At 44.2% G+C, this 17,605-nt stretch carries 15 protein-coding genes; 7 read left to right on the forward strand and 8 right to left on the reverse strand.

The window, feature by feature from the left end; genetic code table 11:
• Nucleotides 1-6 precede the first annotated feature (6 nt).
• Nucleotides 7-1,314 carry an ATPase gene (locus tag L3V36_RS00660; protein WP_208774024.1) on the forward strand — a complete coding sequence of 436 codons (1,308 nt, stop codon included), beginning with the start codon at nt 7-9 and terminating at the stop codon, nt 1,312-1,314.
• A gap of 363 nt (nt 1,315-1,677) precedes the next feature.
• Nucleotides 1,678-2,520, forward strand: a complete 843-nt coding sequence (gene focA / locus L3V36_RS00665) for a formate transporter FocA (protein ID WP_004734589.1) — start codon at nt 1,678-1,680, stop codon at nt 2,518-2,520.
• A gap of 352 nt (nt 2,521-2,872) precedes the next feature.
• Here the strand turns inward: focA and L3V36_RS00670 are convergent, their stop codons facing one another.
• The gene (locus tag L3V36_RS00670; RefSeq protein ID WP_004734590.1) at nt 2,873-3,667 is read right to left on the reverse strand and encodes an ABC transporter permease; all 795 of its coding nucleotides are present in this window, start codon (nt 3,665-3,667) and stop codon (nt 2,873-2,875) included.
• Nucleotides 3,668-4,104: 437 nt separating this feature from the next.
• Between L3V36_RS00670 and torE the strand changes: the two genes are divergently transcribed.
• The 3 genes from torE to torA are packed head-to-tail and all read left to right on the forward strand — an operon-like array spanning nt 4,105 to nt 8,008.
• Nucleotides 4,105-4,287: a trimethylamine N-oxide reductase system protein TorE gene (torE, locus tag L3V36_RS00675; protein ID WP_004734591.1), complete on the forward strand. Its 183-nt coding sequence runs from the start codon at nt 4,105-4,107 to the stop codon at nt 4,285-4,287.
• A 52-nt stretch (nt 4,288-4,339) separates the two neighbouring features.
• On the forward strand, nt 4,340-5,521 hold the full coding sequence (gene torC, locus L3V36_RS00680) for a pentaheme c-type cytochrome TorC (RefSeq protein WP_004734592.1): 1,182 nt from the start codon (nt 4,340-4,342) through the stop codon (nt 5,519-5,521).
• A 24-nt stretch (nt 5,522-5,545) separates the two neighbouring features.
• Nucleotides 5,546-8,008, forward strand: coding sequence for a trimethylamine-N-oxide reductase TorA (torA, locus tag L3V36_RS00685; RefSeq protein ID WP_004734593.1), 2,463 nt, complete (start codon nt 5,546-5,548; stop codon nt 8,006-8,008).
• Between the two features lie 386 nt (nt 8,009-8,394).
• Here torA and L3V36_RS00690 read toward each other — a convergent pair whose 3' ends face one another.
• On the reverse strand, nt 8,395-9,609 hold the full coding sequence (locus L3V36_RS00690; RefSeq protein WP_208774026.1) for a putative manganese transporter: 1,215 nt from the start codon (nt 9,607-9,609) through the stop codon (nt 8,395-8,397).
• A gap of 201 nt (nt 9,610-9,810) precedes the next feature.
• On the opposite strand from L3V36_RS00690, the gene L3V36_RS00695 reads away from it, so the two are divergent.
• Entirely contained in the window at nt 9,811-10,716 is a 906-nt protein-coding gene (locus L3V36_RS00695; RefSeq protein ID WP_017086200.1) for a manganese-dependent inorganic pyrophosphatase, read from the forward strand.
• Between the two features lie 149 nt (nt 10,717-10,865).
• On the forward strand, nt 10,866-11,255 hold the full coding sequence (locus L3V36_RS00700) for a DUF2750 domain-containing protein (RefSeq protein WP_004734596.1): 390 nt from the start codon (nt 10,866-10,868) through the stop codon (nt 11,253-11,255).
• Nucleotides 11,256-11,495: 240 nt separating this feature from the next.
• Here the strand turns inward: L3V36_RS00700 and L3V36_RS00705 are convergent, their stop codons facing one another.
• Genes L3V36_RS00705 through sapA form a run of 6 tightly spaced genes read right to left on the reverse strand, consistent with a single transcriptional unit; the run spans nt 11,496 to nt 17,550 of the window.
• Nucleotides 11,496-12,275: a DUF2927 domain-containing protein gene (locus L3V36_RS00705; protein ID WP_208774028.1), complete on the reverse strand. Its 780-nt coding sequence runs from the start codon at nt 12,273-12,275 to the stop codon at nt 11,496-11,498.
• Nucleotides 12,276-12,311: 36 nt separating this feature from the next.
• Entirely contained in the window at nt 12,312-13,094 is a 783-nt protein-coding gene (locus tag L3V36_RS00710; RefSeq protein WP_017078996.1) for an ATP-binding cassette domain-containing protein, read from the reverse strand.
• Complete coding sequence (locus tag L3V36_RS00715; RefSeq protein ID WP_102447029.1) at nt 13,091-14,092, reverse strand: oligopeptide/dipeptide ABC transporter ATP-binding protein; 1,002 nt, start codon at nt 14,090-14,092, stop codon at nt 13,091-13,093. The genes L3V36_RS00710 and L3V36_RS00715 overlap by 4 nt, the downstream gene beginning before the upstream one ends.
• Nucleotides 14,092-14,979, reverse strand: coding sequence for a putrescine export ABC transporter permease SapC (gene sapC / locus L3V36_RS00720; RefSeq protein WP_017078998.1), 888 nt, complete (start codon nt 14,977-14,979; stop codon nt 14,092-14,094). The genes L3V36_RS00715 and sapC overlap by 1 nt, the downstream gene beginning before the upstream one ends.
• On the reverse strand, nt 14,966-15,928 hold the full coding sequence (locus L3V36_RS00725) for an ABC transporter permease subunit (RefSeq protein WP_004734601.1): 963 nt from the start codon (nt 15,926-15,928) through the stop codon (nt 14,966-14,968). The genes sapC and L3V36_RS00725 overlap by 14 nt, the downstream gene beginning before the upstream one ends.
• Nucleotides 15,928-17,550 (reverse strand): ABC transporter substrate-binding protein SapA, encoded by a 1,623-nt coding sequence (gene sapA / locus L3V36_RS00730; protein ID WP_208774030.1) that lies wholly within the window; start codon nt 17,548-17,550, stop codon nt 15,928-15,930. Before sapA ends, L3V36_RS00725 begins: the two co-directional genes overlap by 1 nt.
• Nucleotides 17,551-17,605: the final 55 nt, after the last annotated feature.

Below are 17,605 nucleotides of genomic sequence, written 5' to 3' on the forward strand. Positions count from 1 at the left end.
GCATAAGTGAGAGCGAACAAAGTAGCATTAATGATCAGTATGCTATTTGCTATCGCAGGGTGTCAGAGTACACCCTCAGAGCAGACAGACGCGAACCAAATTACAAACAACAATAACGAATCTACAATCGAGGTCCGTTCTTTCCAGTCTGTCCAAAGCGTCTACTCCGAATGGGAGGCTAAGCTTGAAGACCACGGCCAATTGTCTCTCTATGCACCAGAGAATTACAATGAACTCTTAGACGCATGGGATGACGCTGAAAGCATTTATGCGGACTTGCTGAAAGACGAAACTCGGCTAACCAAGAGTTATTCAGTTTTTTCTAGCCTGACTTACGCTGAAGCTTTTGACGAAAAAGTTGCGTTGATCAAATCAAACTATGACTCGATATTAGTACTAAAGACGAAGGCTGACCGAGTACTAGCGGATTCGATTGTGCAAATGGATTACCTAAAGTTCCTTGGCGCAGATACCATGTTTACCTCTAGCTACAAACGCTTGTATTCAGAATACAGCGAGTTGTTTGAGTATGTGCTGGTCGATGAGCTTGAAGACGCTCAAGAAGCACAGGTGGAGTTTCTTAATAATGCTCGCTTATTAGAAGTTAAAGTGGCACATAAGAAATACATCGAACCATTGAAGGACGAGTTAGAGTTCTTGGAAGATGAAGATTTTGATGACGTTGCTCCACTGACGTTTGCTAAAGCAGCATCTCAAATTGCTTTGGCAGAAAGCCAAGTCAAAGCCAGTCCCCGTGAAAAGTCGATCATTGAAGATGCGGTGCACGCTGCGGAGTTTGAGTTGAACCACGTGCGCAGTGTCGCTCATGAAGTAAAAGTGCTCGCGAGTGTAAAAGGCGACAAGTTCGAACAATCGGTTTTGAATGCAGAGAATCAGTTGCTGAGCATTTCACAAGTGGTTAATGATGAAGATTACCGAGATGTTGGGTTGCGTCAGCAATCTCAGAAGATTATAGCGAGTGTGAAAGCGTTAAAAAGCTTAGATATGACAGCGTCATTAAAGTCAGAAATTGAAACTTTGACTGAACAACTCGCTAAGCTAGAGAGTGATAATCAGAAGCAGGCGCAACAATTGTCTGAGGCGACTAAGCATAGCAATCTTCTAGATGAGCAGATTACCAAGAGTGATGCGCATATTAAGAGTTTAGAAGAGCTAGTGGACAGCTTGAGAAACCTAGGTGGTAAAGTTGCCAATGAAAGTGATTCTGATGTAATCCCTTTGAGTCCAGAGTCGAATATAGAGGGCTCTGCTTTAGAACAATCATCAGAAGAAGTGATTGAATCTTCGGTTTAGCATCACTAATTTCTGTATTTGTGATTCAGTTAAATGCGCCTAAGGGCGCTTTTTTACGTTCTGTTGATCTATATCAAAATCTAGAGGCAATAGCGATCTGTGAGTCATTATAGTGTACGTTATTCCTTTGCTTTCTTTCGTAACTTATTGATATTTATAAGTGTGCCATTTTTTAAGTTGATAACCTTTCATTCAGCATAGTTTTCTTTTTACTACTAAAGTTGTATGAATTTTGAATAACTTGGGCTATTTCCTTTCCACAAGGTTGTGGGAGGTATTTTGAGTCCCAAATAGCTCTTGAATTCAGAAATGAAAGAGAGGATTATCTCGCTCCCGACAACATGTTTCAAAATGTAAATCATCATGAATCTGAACCAATTTGACTCATTATTACCGCCACAAATGGCTGAGCGCGCTGCAGATATTGGCGTAGGTAAAGCAACCAAAGATCCAACCAAATCTTTTCTCCTAGCGATTTCTGCTGGCATACATATCGGTATTGCGTTTGTGTTCTACACAATTGTAACCACTGGCGCTGGTGATTTACCTTGGGGTATTACTCGCGTCCTAGGTGGCCTTGCATTTAGCTTGGGCCTAATCCTCGTTGTTGTTACTGGCGGTGAACTGTTTACCAGTTCGGTGCTCACTCTTGTTGCTCGTGCAAGTGGCAAGATTAGCTGGGGAACCCTAGTAAAGAACTGGGCGACCGTTTATATCGGTAACCTTATTGGTGCTTTATTGCTAGTGGCATGCATGCTTCTGACTAAACAGTACATGTTCGACCATGGGCAAGTGGGTTTGAATGCCATGGCCATCTCTCAGCACAAAATGCACCATGGTTTTATCCAAGCTATCGCGCTTGGCATCATGTGTAACGTATTGGTTTGTATCGCGGTATGGATGACGTTTAGTGGACGAACACTGACTGACAAAATTGCAGTACTGATTTTACCTGTCGCGATGTTTGTATCATCGGGCTTTGAGCACTGTATTGCGAATATGTTCCAAGTTCCTTTAGCTATCGGTATCAAAACATTTGCTCCAGCTGAATTCTGGACAATGACAGGGGCTAATCCTGCAGACTATGTTGACCTAAACATGATGGACTTTCTGATGAACAACTTGCTGCCCGTTACTATCGGTAACATCATCGGCGGCGGTATCTTTGTTGGCATGTGGTATTGGTTGATTTATTTACGCGATTAATAAAGATGGCGGATCAACAAAGCTTGTGTGACTAGCTCAGTGACAAGATGAGTTAAAGCTCAGTAAAAACATTGAACTGACTTATGACATTTACAAGACGGCCTGCATTGCAGGCCGTTTTTTATTTGTGGAAAACTTACTCGTTGATTTCTTAAATTATCATCTGAACGCTTAACAACGCAGTTCTGCACGTGTGTATATGTCTTTGAAATCACCCAAGGATCAATGGCAATGATCTTTGCTCGAGCCGAAATGGACAAAAAAGGATCTATATTGATTTGGTTATCCACAATTTCTGTGGATAACCCGTATCAAATTCAGTGAGTAACCAGATCTAAGAGGAGTCGGGAGGTTATTTTGAAGGCTGTATTTGAGCGAGAACTCGCCCTTCTTTGGTCAAGGAAGTCTTTAACGATAGGTGAAGTGCAAGCGCTAAGGAGCAGCTCATCATCACGAAAATAGCCAACATGATCATCAGTTGATACTTAATCGCGATCATTGGTGAAGCACCCCCTAAGATTTGTCCTGTCATCATTCCTGGTAGCGTTACCAAGCCTGTGGTTGCCATTGAGGCCATAATAGGAGACATCGCTTTCTGTATCGCATTACGCACAAAAGGCGCAGCAGCATAGGAAGGAGAGGCACCTAAAGCGATAGCCGCTTCGTACTCTGATTTCTGCGTTTCAAAAGCACCGAACAAGTTCTGTAATGCCACGATGTTACTGCTTAAGCTATTACCTAACAGCATCCCTGCAATAGGGATTAAGTACTGCGCGTTAAAAACCGGTGTTGGTTTAATGATGAATAAGCAGATAAACAAGACAATGGGTACACAGGTTACCGCTAGGCTCACAGCGACAGGGACTAACAAGAGGTTTCGCGGTAACTTGGATTTTTCAACAATCGAGCTTGCCCCAACGATAATCATCGTAAATAACCACAGTAAATTGACCCACAAGCTATTCAAAGTGAACAGGTATTCTAGGTAGAGGCCAACCAGAAATAGCTGAACAGTCATGCGAATGATGCTGATAGAAGCCTCTTTGCCAAGGCCAAGTTTTAGCTTGTGGTTGATTACAATTGGCAGCAAGAGAAGTGAACTGAAAAACAATAATTGCCACCAAGATATATCAATAACGTCTTGCATAATGCTTCCTTTTAATAAGGCTTCTATCATATATGAAAGTGCCAAATGATGCATTTCAACTGCAAAGTCATTGATTCGAAAAACGATCAATTATTTAACAAACAAAACACAAAATAGTGGTTGTTTGAGGCTTTTTTGGCTACTACTTAGTAGGTAAAAAGTTAAAATCGGTTGTCAAATAGTTGCGCTAGTGTTGGTTTTTAACATTTGTGAAATATACTTAATTCTTCACATTTGTTAATACTTTTTAATAAGTTTGTTTAACTGAAAACAAGTTTGGATGACCTCAAAAAAGTATTGATTAGCAAGGGTTATAACAAGAGATTTGATTGAACCCTACTTTGTGTATGGTCTAAAATTTGTTGTTAGATACTCAAGAACTTTAGCTCCTTAGAATGAGCTACTCGAAATTACTAAATACAAAATAGGCAAAATGTATGAGTGATGTTAATAAAATTGAAACTGGCGAAAAACGCTCGTTGGAGTGGAAGTCATTCCTCTTCATTGCAGTGGTTCTCTTTCCAATATTAAGTGTGGCTTTTGTAGGAGGCTACGGCTTTCTAGTTTGGGCACTGCAAGTGTTTGTATTAGGTCCTCCAGGTGCACACGGCGGCATGTAATGCCCTCTTGCTATCACATTTTTATTAGAACTAATTTTTAAGAGAGCTAAACATGAAATCATTTTTAGTTAAATTATGGCGCACAATGACTCGCCCAGCAGTACACATCAGTCTTGGTGTACTAACCATGGGTGGCTTTATCGCCGGTGTTATTTTCTGGGGCGGTTTTAATACAGCGCTAGAACATACAAATACAGAAGAGTTCTGTGTAAGCTGTCACACCATGCGTGACAACGTATACGTAGAACTACAAGAAACGGTTCACTGGAAAAACACTTCTGGTGTACGTGCTACTTGTCCTGACTGTCACGTTCCACATGAATGGACAGCAAAAATTGCTCGTAAGATGCAAGCATCTAAAGAAGTATTCGCTCAAGTATTTGGTGACCTAGATACACCTGAGAAATTCGAAGCTCGTCGTATCGAACTGGCTAAACACGAATGGGATCGTTTCTCTTCGAACAAATCTCTAGAGTGTAAAAACTGTCACAACTACGATTCAATGGATTTCGAAAACATGCGCCCAACAGCGCGTATCCAGATGAAGAATGCAGCAGAACGTGATCAAAGCTGTGTTGACTGTCATAAAGGTATTGCTCACAACCTTCCATTAGATATGGCATCAGCGAGCGGTATTGTTGGCGAGCTAGAAAATGTAGCAAGCAGCACATCTTACGCAAATGGTTCAGACGTGATCTCTATTCGTCACCTACCAATGTACACAGATGAAACAGCAACAGTTGAAGCGGGTCTACTAAGCCCTGCAAGTAAAGTTGCGGTTATCGACGAAAAAGGCGACATGATCAAGATTCAAATCGACGGTTGGCGTAAAGCGAAAGGCTTCGGACGTGTAATCCAAGAAGACTTCGGTATGAACATCTCGACTGCAATCTTGACGAAAGAAGTATCTCAAAGTGACGTTATCACTGTTGGTGAGAAGAAAGAAGATGAGCTTACTGGCCTTCCATGGGAAGAAGTTAACCTAGCACTTTGGATGAAGAAAGAGTCTATGGTTGATAACTTCGATCCAATCTGGAACGCAGCAGGTCAAGCGTACCAATCTAACTGTTCAACGTGTCACTCACAGCCAGATGAAGCTCACTTCAGCGCTAACGGTTGGGTAGGCATGCTAGATGGTATGATTGCGTTCGTTAACTTCGATACAGATACAGAAGCACTTGTTCTTAAGTATCTACAGAAGCACTCATCAGATTTTTCTGAAGGCCATCACTAATAAGACGTCAATTGGAGTAACACAATGGCAATTACAAGAAGAAGTTTTCTGAAAGGTGTCGCTACTACAAGTGCGGCATCGGTTATCGGTCCAAGCTTATTGGCGTCGGCATCAGCGTCTGCTGCAGAAACAGACGGCGCGTGGAAAGTCTCTGGTTCTCACTGGGGTGCATTCCGAGCTCGCGTTTACGCGGGTAAAGTGCAAGAAATTAAACCTCTAGAAATCGATCAACACCCAACTGAGATGTTGAAAGGTATTAAAGGTATTATCTACAGCCCATCACGTGTGCGTTACCCTATGGTTCGCCTAGATTGGTTGAAGAAGCATAAATACAGCGCAGACACGCGTGGTAACAACCGCTTTATTCGTGTGACTTGGGATGAGGCACTAGACCTTGTTTACCGCGAACTAGAGCGCGTACAGAAAGATTACGGTCCATGGGCACTTCACACGGGTCAAACTGGTTGGAGACAAACGGGTCAGTTCCACAGCTGTACTAACCACATGCAACGTGCAATGGCACTTCACGGTTACTCTGTGAAGAAAATCGGTGACTACTCAACAGGTGCTGGTCAAACGATCATGCCTTACGTGCTAGGTTCAACTGAAGTTTACGCACAAGGTACATCTTGGGAACTTATCCTAGAAAACAGTGACAACATTGTTCTTTGGGGTAACGATCCAGTTAAAAACCTTCAAGTAGGTTGGACATGTGAGACTCACGAGTCGTTCGCATACCTAGAACAGCTGAAAGAGAAAGTTGCTAAGAAAGAGATCAACGTTGTTTCTGTTGACCCTGTTCAAAACAAAACAGGCCGTTACCTAGAAAACGAGCAGATGTACATCAACCCACAAACTGATGTGGCGTTCATGCTTGGTGTTGCTCACGTTCTTTACAACGAAGGCCTATACGACAAGAAGTTCATCGAAACTTACTGTCTAGGTTTTGAAGACTTCATCAAGTACGTTCAAGGTGAAACGAAAGATAAAGTTGAGAAGACACCAGAGTGGGCTTCGGCTATCTGTGGCGCAAGCGCGGACTCTATCCGTGAATTCGCTAAGATGCTGGTTAACGGGCGTACGCAGATTCTTGTTGGTTGGAGTATCCAACGTCAAGAGCACGGTGAACAGCCTTACTGGATGTGTGCAGTTATCGCAGCAATGGTTGGCCAAATTGGTCTTCCGGGCGGTGGTATCTCTTACGGTCACCACTACTCAGGTATCGGTGTATCTTCAACTGGTTTCGCTGCTCCGGGTTCTTTCCCGTTGAACATCGACCAAGGTCAATCACCTAAACACACGAATACAGATTACAACGGTTACAGCCGCGTAATTCCAGTAGCTCGTTGGGTTGATAGCTTGCTTGAACCAGGTAAGAAGATCAAAGCGAACGGTTCTACTGTAACGCTACCAGACATTAAGATGATGGTATTTAGTGGTAACAACCCGTGGCACCACCACCAAGATCGCAACAAGATGCGTAAAGCATTCAAGAGTCTACAAACTGTAGTGGCTGTTGATTTCGCTTGGACTGCAACTTGTCGTCACTCTGATATCGTGCTTCCAGCATGTACTCAGTGGGAGCGTAACGATATTGATGGTTACGGCGCGTACTCTGGCCGTGGTTTGATCGCGATGCACAAACTAGTGGATCCTCTGTTCCAGTCTAAAACTGACTTCGAGATCATGTCTAGCCTAACTAAGCGTTGGGGCCGTTACGACGATTACACGCGTGGTATGGATGAAATGCAGTGGGTTAAATCTCTGTATGACGAATGTCGCGCGGAAAACGAAGGCAAGTTCGAAATGCCTGAGTTTGCTGAGTTCTGGGAAAAAGGTTTCCTAGACTTCGGTAAAGGTAAGCCTTGGACTCGTCACGCTTCATTCCGTGAAGATCCAGAGATCAACGCACTAGGTACTCCTTCTGGTTTCATCGAAATCACAAGCCGTACTGTTGGCAACATGGGTTACGAGCACTGTCAAGAACACCCAATGTGGTTCGAGAAATCTGAACGTTCACATGGTGGTCCAGGCTCTGACAAACACCCGTACTGGCTACAATCTTGTCACCCAGACAAGCGTCTTCACTCTCAGATGTGTGAATCTGAAGAGTGGCGTGCGACTTACGCGGTACAAGGCCGTGAGCCTATCTACATCAACCCAGTCGATGCTAAGAAGAAAGGCATCAAAGATGGCGATGTAGTACGTGTGTTCAACGACCGTGGTCAACTACTAGCAGGTGCTGTTCTAATGGATAGCTACGCTCCTGGTGTTGTTCGTATCGAAGAAGGTGCTTGGTACGGCCCGATCAACGAGAAAGTGGGTGCGCTAGATACATACGGCGATCCAAACACACTCACTCAAGACATCGGTACGTCTGAACTTGCTCAAGCAACGTCAGCAAACACATGTTTGGTTAACTTCGAGAAGTTCCAAGGCAAACTGCCTCCAGTAACTTCATTCGGCGGCCCAATCGAAGTTTCTTAAGTCTTGTACTTAAGAACCAAGACTAAAGCTTGAATTAAAGCCCCTGTAAGTACTCTTACAGGGGCTTTTTGTTTTTCTATTGTACGTGTTGGGATTTCTAACTAAGCATTGTAATAGCGCCAAGAGGGGCGTTTTTGAGACCAGCTGTAACGTGCTGTTTGAGGTAGGCTGTAGAAGCATGTGCATGTGCATAAAGGGAATGTACAAAGAACCTGTTGTAAGGGCTTAGGCAGACGGAAACAAAAAGGCCGATACAAAGTACCGACCTAATAGAAACCTATGGAGTAAAGCTAAAACCTTGAATAAAAGCTTAAGCCTCGGATATAAACTTAAGTTTCAATTGTAAACCTAAGCTTCAATTATAAACCTAAGCTTCGAACGTAAGCCTAAAGTTCGAACATAAACCAATAACCGTAGGCACAAATCAAAGCGGGCACACTGGAATATAAGGTCGCGACAAGAGCCGCTTTCGGTGCCATCGCAATCGCGGGGAATAGCGCATCACCGTCATTAGAAATTGCGTTACCTACCTGAGCTGACAGTGGCAGTGCACCAGAAAGGTATAGGCTAGTGACCAGCAATTGCGGACCACACCCCGGTAGCAAGCCCATCAACACTCCCGCCAGGGGGAGCATCATGCCCCAGCTTGAGAATAGCGTCGCAAAATCGACATTTGCTATTACAGAGCCAAATTCGAAGAAAAGAAAAGCAACCACCACCCATGCAGTAACGAAGTTAGTATCTTGAGCCGTTTTTTGTAGTGGATGAGAGCCTACACATTTCTCGTCTTCACTTACGGCTGATTTGTAATCTTCAATTTCACGGGTGAGACCCCATAGAAACATCGAGCTAATCAGCAAAATAGTGCCTGCCCATTCCATCGACATTTCGGGCAAAGCGAGCAACTCATTCACATCCACTTGAAAAGAACCAAGTAGGGCAACCGCAGCACCTGGAATAATGAGTACAGACCATAGATAGCCTTGCAGGTTGATCGCTTTTTTCGATACTGCTTCTTTGTCTAGAGATTGAGAAGCACAGCTGCTCACCGCTTCATTTTTCTCTGATTTTTTTGGGCGCAAGAAGTCGTCTGCGTGAAACAAGTTAATGATTCGACCTGACGCAGTTCCGACAATCACGCCCATCGCCATCATGGCTAAACCAGTCTTGGGTTCGCTTGCAATGAGCAGGAAGGCCGCATCACCCATGGTTGAGACGAGCACAGCAACAACTGCGCCGAATCCGAGCTTGCCCGAGATAAATTGTGTGGTCACCACGATCGCACCGCCACAGCCGGGTAGCGCCCCCATAAGTGCAGCGAATACAACTTGGTTTGAACGGGATTGATGGACGAGCTTGTTGAAGACATTATCTTTGTTGATATACAGGCTTAACCCGTGGTAAATCGCTAAGGTTAAAGCAACATAACAAGACACGGCCCAAAAGGCGTCTGACAAGGTAGTGACCGTCAATTCTCGCGTGGCAGGCGCCATAACTAAAGCTGCAAGTGAGATAGGTAAAAGCAGGCGCTTAAATGACAGTGAAAACTGAGTTGTTTTCGCAGCGCTACTGCTTGGCAAAAAAGAGATTAGTCGATCCATAGGTGTTACTCAAAATTAGTGGCTTAAGATAAATATATACGAATGATAATAATTATCAATTGCATTTGTTGTTTTTTTATCTATTGTTACCATTGGCTAAACCTACGAAACATGACCAACCTGAAAAAATGAGGTAAAGTATGGCTAATAAAGAGAGGCTCTAAAGGTAGAGTCATAATTGTTAGTGTAATAGGAAGAAACATGATTTTAGTTGTTGGTCACAAAAACCCTGATAGTGACAGTATTTGTAGTGCGTTAGTTGCAACAGAGCTTCTTAAAGCTCGTGGCGAGGAAGCGACACCAATTCGCCAAGGCGAGATCAACCGCGAAACTCAACACATTCTAGAAGTTGCTGGTGCTGAAAAACCAGAACTTCGTACTTCTGTTGCTGGTGAAAAAATCTGGCTAGTAGATTACTCAGATCTAGCACAAGCACCGGACGATGTTGCTGAAGCTGAGATCGTAGGTATTGTCGATCACCACCGTTTAGGTGACGCGATGACAGTTAACCCTATGGAAGCTTGGATCTGGCCTGTTGGTTGTACAAATACTGTACTTTTCAACATGTTCAAGATTGAAGGTCACTCTATCTCTCAACAAATCGCTAAACTGATGATGTCTGCAATTCTTTCAGACACAGTTGGTTTTGCTTCTCCAACATGTACTCAAAAAGACAAAGACGCGGTTGCTGAGCTTGCTGAAATCGCTGGCGTGACTGACATTGATGCATTCATCAAAGCGCTTCTAATCGCTAAGACAAACATCGAAGGCCTATCTGCTGCACAACTAGTAGAAAAAGACCTTAAAGGCTACCCATTCAACGGTCGTGATGTTGTTGTTGGTCAAGTTGAGCTTGCGACTCTTGAGCAAGTAGATGGCATGATTGAAGCGCTAGAAGCGGATCTTGAAGAACGTTGTGAGAAGGACGGTCTAGCATTTGCTGCGGTAATGCTAACAGACATCACTACTGCGCAAACTCACCTTCTATACAAAGGCGAGTGGGCTGATAAACTGGTTAAGCACGAGAAAGACGGCGTATTAATGATGGAAAATACATTAAGCCGTAAGAAGCAAGGCTGGCCTTGGTTACAGGGTGAGCTTGTTTAATCAAGTCGCTTAATTATAAACGCCTGCTAATTTAGCAGGCGTTTTTCTTTGAAGTAGATTTTCTTCTTCATCGAAAATGTTTGAAGTTAAAAGCTCTCGGCATAAAATAGCTTTAAGAGCAAAGTTACTGACTAAAGTAGGAAATTAAGATGACTACACAGCTAGACGATAAAAAAATCGCTGAAATCAATAAGTATACGGGCGAGCAACGCCTAAAGTACTGTGTGAAAGAAATCGTAGCGAACCGTGAAGTATGGATCTTAACCGATGAACACGGTTGTGTAATGCTTAACACAGAAGATGAAGACTGTGTTCCAGTATGGCCAAATCAAGAGTTTGCTGAATCTTGGGCTACGGGTGATTGGTCTGAGTGTAAAGCTGAGTCTATCTCGTTGAACAAATGGCACAGCCGTTGGACTAACGGTCTAGAAGACGACGAGCTTGCAGTGGTTGTGTTCCCGAACGAACAGGAAGAAGGTGTTATCTTGTTCCCGGATGAATTCGACTTCGAATTGAAAAAGCAAGCTGCTAAGCGCTAGTGCTTTCGTAACAGTGTTATATCGTTACATGGTAAGTCAGCGTTGTCTTTTCTTAGGCAGCGCTATCATTCTATTTTCCCATCTAAGCTGTTCAGAAAAACGAAGTAACGTCCCTGCCTATTTCCGCTAGTACTCAATTCTTCCGTTAGCCCTCAATATTCCTGTTCGTGGTTAGTTATTCCGTTAGTACTCGATCATTCCGTTAGTATTCAATATTTCTGTGTGCAGTCAGTTATTCCATTAGTACCCAATTAACTGATACAACGGTGCTTGCTGCGCGGCTTTTGAAGCTTGTTGGAGCACGCCAGTTTCGCTGTATTGCTTTAGTATCTTTCGAACAATAGGTTTTACTTCAGATTTTGTCATTCCAGCTTTCAATTCTGGCTCATACAGTAGCTTTAGTAGCACCACATCTAAGGGTGACAATAAGTCTTCTGGCGTATGGTCATTAAAAATAGAAGGGTAGGCTTTATCTGAATCATTCGGCAGGCCTAAAACCTGTGTGATTTCTTCCACGATACAGGCGACGAGCTTACCTCGCGATCTTGCTTGATCAATGGGAATAACAATCCCAGCGTAAACAATCTCACCTTTAGAATTTGTTCGATAACCCGCCGTGCAAATAGCGTTGTTTAAATGCTCAGTTGATTTGAGTTTGAGTACTGATTTCGACTCAGATACCCACTGACTTTGCCTCGTGTATATCCATTTTACGTTCGCTTCAGACTCTTTGTTGACGATTGTTATCGGGTGCTGAGTGACTTCGGATAAGTGTCGGATATGAAGCTCTGTGAGCTCTTGATGCAATTCTTCATCGCCCACTCGATGATCAACCCATATCTTGATCGGTTGTTTCCATTTAGCGAGTGGCTTGTTGCCTTGGGAATATTCGTGTTGAAGTGCGACGTTATAAAAGGCAGTTTCGACGAAGCTTCTATCTAGCCAGGTGAGGGGTGTGCTTGCTGCGTTAAAGGAAAACAGCGCCAACAAAAGGGGAAGCATTGAAGCTCTTAAAAACATACCTTTCCCCTTTGTTGAACGTAGCGTGATTCGAGATTAGTGGTTCGGCGCTTTGGAGAAATGGCTCTCAACCAATCTTTGGGTGATTTGGTGAGTTGGATTGGTTAACACTTGATCTGTTTCCCCACTCTCAACCACATTGCCTTCGTGCATGACGATGATTTTGTCGGTAATGTGTTTAACAATACCGAGGTGTTGAGATACATAAACGAACGATACGCCCATCTCTTCTTGTAACTCTAAGAACAGGTTGATGATTTGCGAGCGCATTGCCATGTCCAAACCATTCAACGCTTCGTCTGCAACAATGATTGATGGTTGAAGGATTAACGCACGAGCCAAACAAACCCTTTGTTTTTGGCCTGCAGCCAGCATCTGCGGGTAGAAGTAAGCATGTTCCGGTAGAAGGCCCACACGCAACAGGGTGTCTTTCACACGACGCATACGGGCTTCTGGTGGCATATTGGTGTTTCGCTTTAATGGACCTTCAAGAATTCGACCAATCTGAATACGCGGGTTAAGCGAGGTGTTCGGATCTTGGAAGATCATTCGAATCAGCTTACAGCGAGTCGAGTAATCCTTGTGCTCTAGCTTTTCACCGTTCACAAGAATCTCGCCCGCAGTTGGCTCTACCATGCCCGCTAGCATTCTTGCTAATGTCGACTTTCCTGAACCATTCTGACCGATAAAACCAATCGTCTGTCCTGCCTCAAGCGAAAAGCTTACTGGTTTCACTGCCTGATGAATCTTTTTACGGAAAAGACCAGAGCGAGTCGTAAAGTCTTTAGATAAATCAATGACTTCTAATAATGCACTCATGATTTCTTTTTCTTCTCCATATTAAGAGGGAAGTGACAATTGAACTTATGGTTTTTGATTCGTTTGGTATAAGGAATCTCAACACATTGCCTTTGCGCATACGGGCAACGTGGTCCTAGTCGACAACCAATAGGAAGGTGCTGCAACGGAGGGATTGAACCTGGCAAAGACTGTAGCTTCTCTTTATGAGGAATCCAGTCGTTAAAGTCAGGCATCGCTTTCAGTAGAGCGACGGTATATGGGTGTTTAGGTGCATCTAACAGCTTCTGCGTATCCGCTGATTCCACAGACTGACCACAGTACATAACGGTAATGCGAGTTGCCCATTGGGTAATGGTGGTTAAGTCATGGCCGATCAGCACGATGGTCGTGTTATTGATCTGATTCATACGACTCAACAGACGCAATATTTGAGACTGTGTAATCGGATCTAGATCGTTGGTTGGTTCATCAGCGATCAAGATTTTTGGTTTGGCTGCGATCGCCATGGCGATCATAACTTTTTGACACTCACCATCAGTCAACTCATAAGAGTAACTGTCCATAAGACGAGAGTGATCTTTAATACCGACTTTGTGCAGTAGAGCGATGGCCTGCTTCTTACGCCATTTGAATCTCTGCCACCACCGACCTTCAAACGAATAGGAAGGAATCGCTTCAATCAGCTGATGGCCCACTTTTTCCGATGGATCAAGGCAGGAGGATGGCTCTTGAAAGATCATCGCGATATCACGAGCAATAACTCGGCGTCGTTCTTTGGGTGTCAGTTGCAGGAGGTCGATGTTGCCAAGGCGCATTCGGTCTGCAGAAACCTTCCAGTTTTCTTTACATACTCCGACGATCGCTTTTGCAACTAAGCTCTTGCCTGAGCCTGACTCACCTACTAAGCCGCGAATTTCCCCTTCATTGAGGGTAAGACTCATTCTATCAACGGCTTTAACCATCCCTTGAGGGGTCTCAATCTCGATGGTTAGATGTCGAATATCAAGTAAAGGCATTATTCGATTCCTGCATTTAGCGCTTGGCGAACACCTTCACCGACGAGATTAATCACGATCACTGTAAACATAATGGCTAAACCGGGTAGGGTTACTGTCCATGGTGCGAGGTAAATCAGCTCTACAGAGTCACCCAAGATTGAGCCCCATTCGGTACTTGGTGCTTGAGCGCCAAGCCCTAAGAAACCCAAAGCCGTGATATCAAGAATGGCGACTGACAATGCCAGCGTAATTTCAAGTGCCACCACGGTAAGAATATTAGGAAGTATTGAATTCCATAACAGGTAGAAGTCGTTCGCACCATCGAGGCGAGAAGCCAAAATATAGTCTTTTTCTACTTCAGCGTGCACGGCAATATATACCGAACGAATAAAGCGTGGAATCAATGCTAAACATAAGGCAAGCAATATATTAAACTCGCCAAAACCAAGAAATGCCACGAAGATAATTGCTAGTAACAGAGACGGAATCGACATAACGGTATCAAGCAGGTGGTTTAGCGTGCTTGATAGTAATCCACGAGTCATCCCCGCAAGTACGCCAATCAGGCAACCAATGACTGCTGCGATAAAGGTAATCACAACCGCGGCACCAAACGTCAGCTGAGAGCCGATAATCAGACGAGAAAGAATATCTCGGCCTAAGTCATCGGTACCTAAGAAATACTCAACAGTTCCTGAGGGATCCCAAGAGGGTGGGGTTAACAGATGTCCCGTTTGTTCTTGAGCATCATGCGGAGCTAGCCATGGTGAAGTGACGGTGATTAGAATGATCAAGGCCAAACACCACAGTCCAAACATAGCGAGATTATTGCCACGGAAGCTGCGCCAGAAACGCTCGAACTGGGTTGGAATCTGCTCTTCTTGGTAGACGTTATTTGTTAGCATACCATTCCTTCCTTACCAGTGGATTGACCATCGCGCCCAATAGATCGGACAGAATGTTTGCGGTCAAAACCAAGGTTGCTACCACTATTACGCCAGCTTGAATTGAAACGTAATCTTGATTAGATAAAGCATCCAATAACCAGCGGCCAATACCCGGCCAGTTAAAGATAGACTCGGTAATAATAGCGAGCGTTAACATACTTGATAGTTGAACGCCGACCTTAGGAATAATCGGTGGTATCGCATTTCTTAACACGTGCTGCGTGACGATCTCTCTTGTTGAAAGCCCTTTAATTCGTGCGGCGCGGATGTAGTTTTGAGTCATCACTTCAGCCACTGACGCTCTCATCAGTCGAATTACCTGAGTCGTTGGGGCGAGTGCCAATACAAGACAAGGTAACGCCATATGTTCGATAACACTTTGCAGTGCGTGTGCTCGATAACGACCCTCAGCAAAAAAGGCATCAATTATAGCGAAGCCAGTGACGTGTTCGATTTCGTAAAGCAGGTCGTATCGCCCACCAACTGGGAACATCTCAAAGTGCAACGAAAACACCATGATCATCAGTAGTGCGACCCAAAATATAGGTGCAGAGTAACCGGCCATTGAAGTAAACGATATGGTGGTATCGACAAACTTGCCCTGTCTCATGCCAGCAATAGTGCCGAAAGGGATGCCGATAAACAGCGCAAGCACAAAAGCAAAGAAACACAGTTCTAACGTTGCAGGGAATACCACGACAAGCTCATCGATGATAGGCGCTCCGTGCTTGCTCAAGCCAAAGTTCAGTGTCGATAATTCTGTGATATAGCTAAGCCAACCGGGCCAAAAGTCTTGAATCGCCCAAGGTGAGGTTTGGTCTAGTCGAAGCAGAGCGAACCCCACTAACGTCAGGATCCCCAGTGTGATAATGAATAAGTTTACACGTCTTAATGTATACCAAAACATCACTGCACCTCTCTTCTGACTTGATCAAAAGGTTGAGCATTGAACGGGCTCTGCTTAAAGCCACTTAGCGAACGATCGTGCACGCGGAATTGCACGCCATGAGCGAGAGGAATCACAGGAACTTCTTCATTGAGAATGTTTTGGGCTTGTCGATACAAGTTCACTCGGTGCCTTTGTTGATTGATCTCTAATGCTAAGTCGAGAAGGAAATCAAAGTCAGAGTTACACCACATAGAGACGTTTAATCCTGCGCGCTCTGAGCTACATGAAAGAAGCGGACGCAAGAAGTTGTCTGGGTCGCCCGTATTGCCGATCCAACCTGTGAGCAACAAGTCTGTTGAGGAAATGGATGATAGCTGTGTACGATCAAATCGGTCGTCGGTATAGAGCTTAAGTTCGATACCAATATCAGCTAGATTTGCTTGGATTAATTCTGCCGTTTTCCTTGGGCTTGGGTTGTAGGCTCTTGGCTCTAATGGCACCCACATTGAAAGTTCTAGCCCAGGTTCTACCCCGGCTTCTTTAAGAAGCGCAACTGCGTAGTTGCGGTCATAGCGAACTTGAACGCTGTCTTTTTGGTAAGCCCAAGAGGTCGGTGGCAAGAGAGTGTAGGCTTTCGTGCCCGTACCGTAATAAACAGAATCAAGAATGTTCTGACGATTGATAGCCAAGTTCAGCGCTTTGCGCACTCGTGAGTCACGCAGTGCAGGGTGCTCGGTGTTCAGGGCGATGAAAGAGACATTAACCGCAGGCGTGGCGGAAATCTTCAACTCTTCATGAGCTTGAATAATAGGAATCTGACTAGAAATCGGTGAGTTCAATACATCACACTCACTACGAAGTAGCTTGGCAAGAGTCCCTGTCCCACGTTGTGAAGTATCAAACACAACTTGGTCCATTTCTACGTCACCCTTCCAATAGTGCTTGTTCTTTTTCAAGCGAACTAGATCATTGATTTGGTATTCATCCAAGTAGAAAGGACCTGTGCCAACGGGCTTGGAGTCTATTTCATTCTTTTCATCCGTAGCAATGAGTTTATTGGCATATTCTTTAGAATGAATGACCGCATAGCTGGTGGCGATATTGTTGAGGAATGAATTGTCTGGGCGACTTAATTGGAATTTCACCGTCAGGTCATCAACCGCAGTGATATTAATGATCAGGTTTTGGAAGTCGATACCGGCAAACCATGGGTATAGGCCGCCGCCCACATAATGAAATGGGTTTGAACTGTCAATGATTCGCTCAAAACTAAAGACCACATCTTGTGCATTCATACTGCGAGTTGGGGTAAACCAATCTGTGGTTTGAAACGCAACATTAGGGCGCAGTTTGAAAGTGTACTCTGTACCCGATTTATCGACAGACCAGCTTGTTGCCAAATTCTGTTTTGGTCGATAAGTCATTGGATCAAGAGTGAGCAGTGTATCGAAAATTTGAGGGCTCAGCGATTCTGAGGTAATGCCACTATCAACCAGTTGTGGGTTGAAAGTACTAGGATTACCTTGGCCGCAATAAATAAAGCCTTTTTCACGGATTTGCTCGTGATTCACACTCTCACCACATCCAGCTAAAAAGCTCAGCGTGCAGATGCTCAGTGATAGTCTTATTAGTGCTTTCATAAAAAGAAATACTTTTCGAAACGAGGCGTTAGAGGAGCCTCAAGATCCGGATAAT

This window comes from Vibrio sp. G-C-1 (assembly GCF_021728015.1).
Classification (GTDB): domain Bacteria; phylum Pseudomonadota; class Gammaproteobacteria; order Enterobacterales; family Vibrionaceae; genus Vibrio; species Vibrio splendidus.

Bases quoted from the DNA above. Each gene is read 5' to 3' on its own strand.
- focA (WP_004734589.1), top strand. From the start codon at position 1,678: ATGAATCTGAACCAATTTGACTCATTATTACCGCCACAAATGGCTGAG.
- L3V36_RS00670 (WP_004734590.1), bottom strand. From the start codon at position 3,667: ATGCAAGACGTTATTGATATATCTTGGTGGCAATTATTGTTTTTCAGT.
- torE (WP_004734591.1), top strand. From the start codon at position 4,105: ATGAGTGATGTTAATAAAATTGAAACTGGCGAAAAACGCTCGTTGGAG.
- torC (WP_004734592.1), top strand. From the start codon at position 4,340: ATGAAATCATTTTTAGTTAAATTATGGCGCACAATGACTCGCCCAGCA.
- torA (WP_004734593.1), top strand. From the start codon at position 5,546: ATGGCAATTACAAGAAGAAGTTTTCTGAAAGGTGTCGCTACTACAAGT.
- L3V36_RS00690 (WP_208774026.1), bottom strand. From the start codon at position 9,609: ATGGATCGACTAATCTCTTTTTTGCCAAGCAGTAGCGCTGCGAAAACA.
- L3V36_RS00695 (WP_017086200.1), top strand. From the start codon at position 9,811: ATGATTTTAGTTGTTGGTCACAAAAACCCTGATAGTGACAGTATTTGT.
- L3V36_RS00700 (WP_004734596.1), top strand. From the start codon at position 10,866: ATGACTACACAGCTAGACGATAAAAAAATCGCTGAAATCAATAAGTAT.
- L3V36_RS00705 (WP_208774028.1), bottom strand. From the start codon at position 12,275: ATGTTTTTAAGAGCTTCAATGCTTCCCCTTTTGTTGGCGCTGTTTTCC.
- L3V36_RS00710 (WP_017078996.1), bottom strand. From the start codon at position 13,094: ATGAGTGCATTATTAGAAGTCATTGATTTATCTAAAGACTTTACGACT.
- L3V36_RS00715 (WP_102447029.1), bottom strand. From the start codon at position 14,092: ATGCCTTTACTTGATATTCGACATCTAACCATCGAGATTGAGACCCCT.
- sapC (WP_017078998.1), bottom strand. From the start codon at position 14,979: ATGCTAACAAATAACGTCTACCAAGAAGAGCAGATTCCAACCCAGTTC.
- L3V36_RS00725 (WP_004734601.1), bottom strand. From the start codon at position 15,928: ATGTTTTGGTATACATTAAGACGTGTAAACTTATTCATTATCACACTG.
- sapA (WP_208774030.1), bottom strand. From the start codon at position 17,550: ATGAAAGCACTAATAAGACTATCACTGAGCATCTGCACGCTGAGCTTT.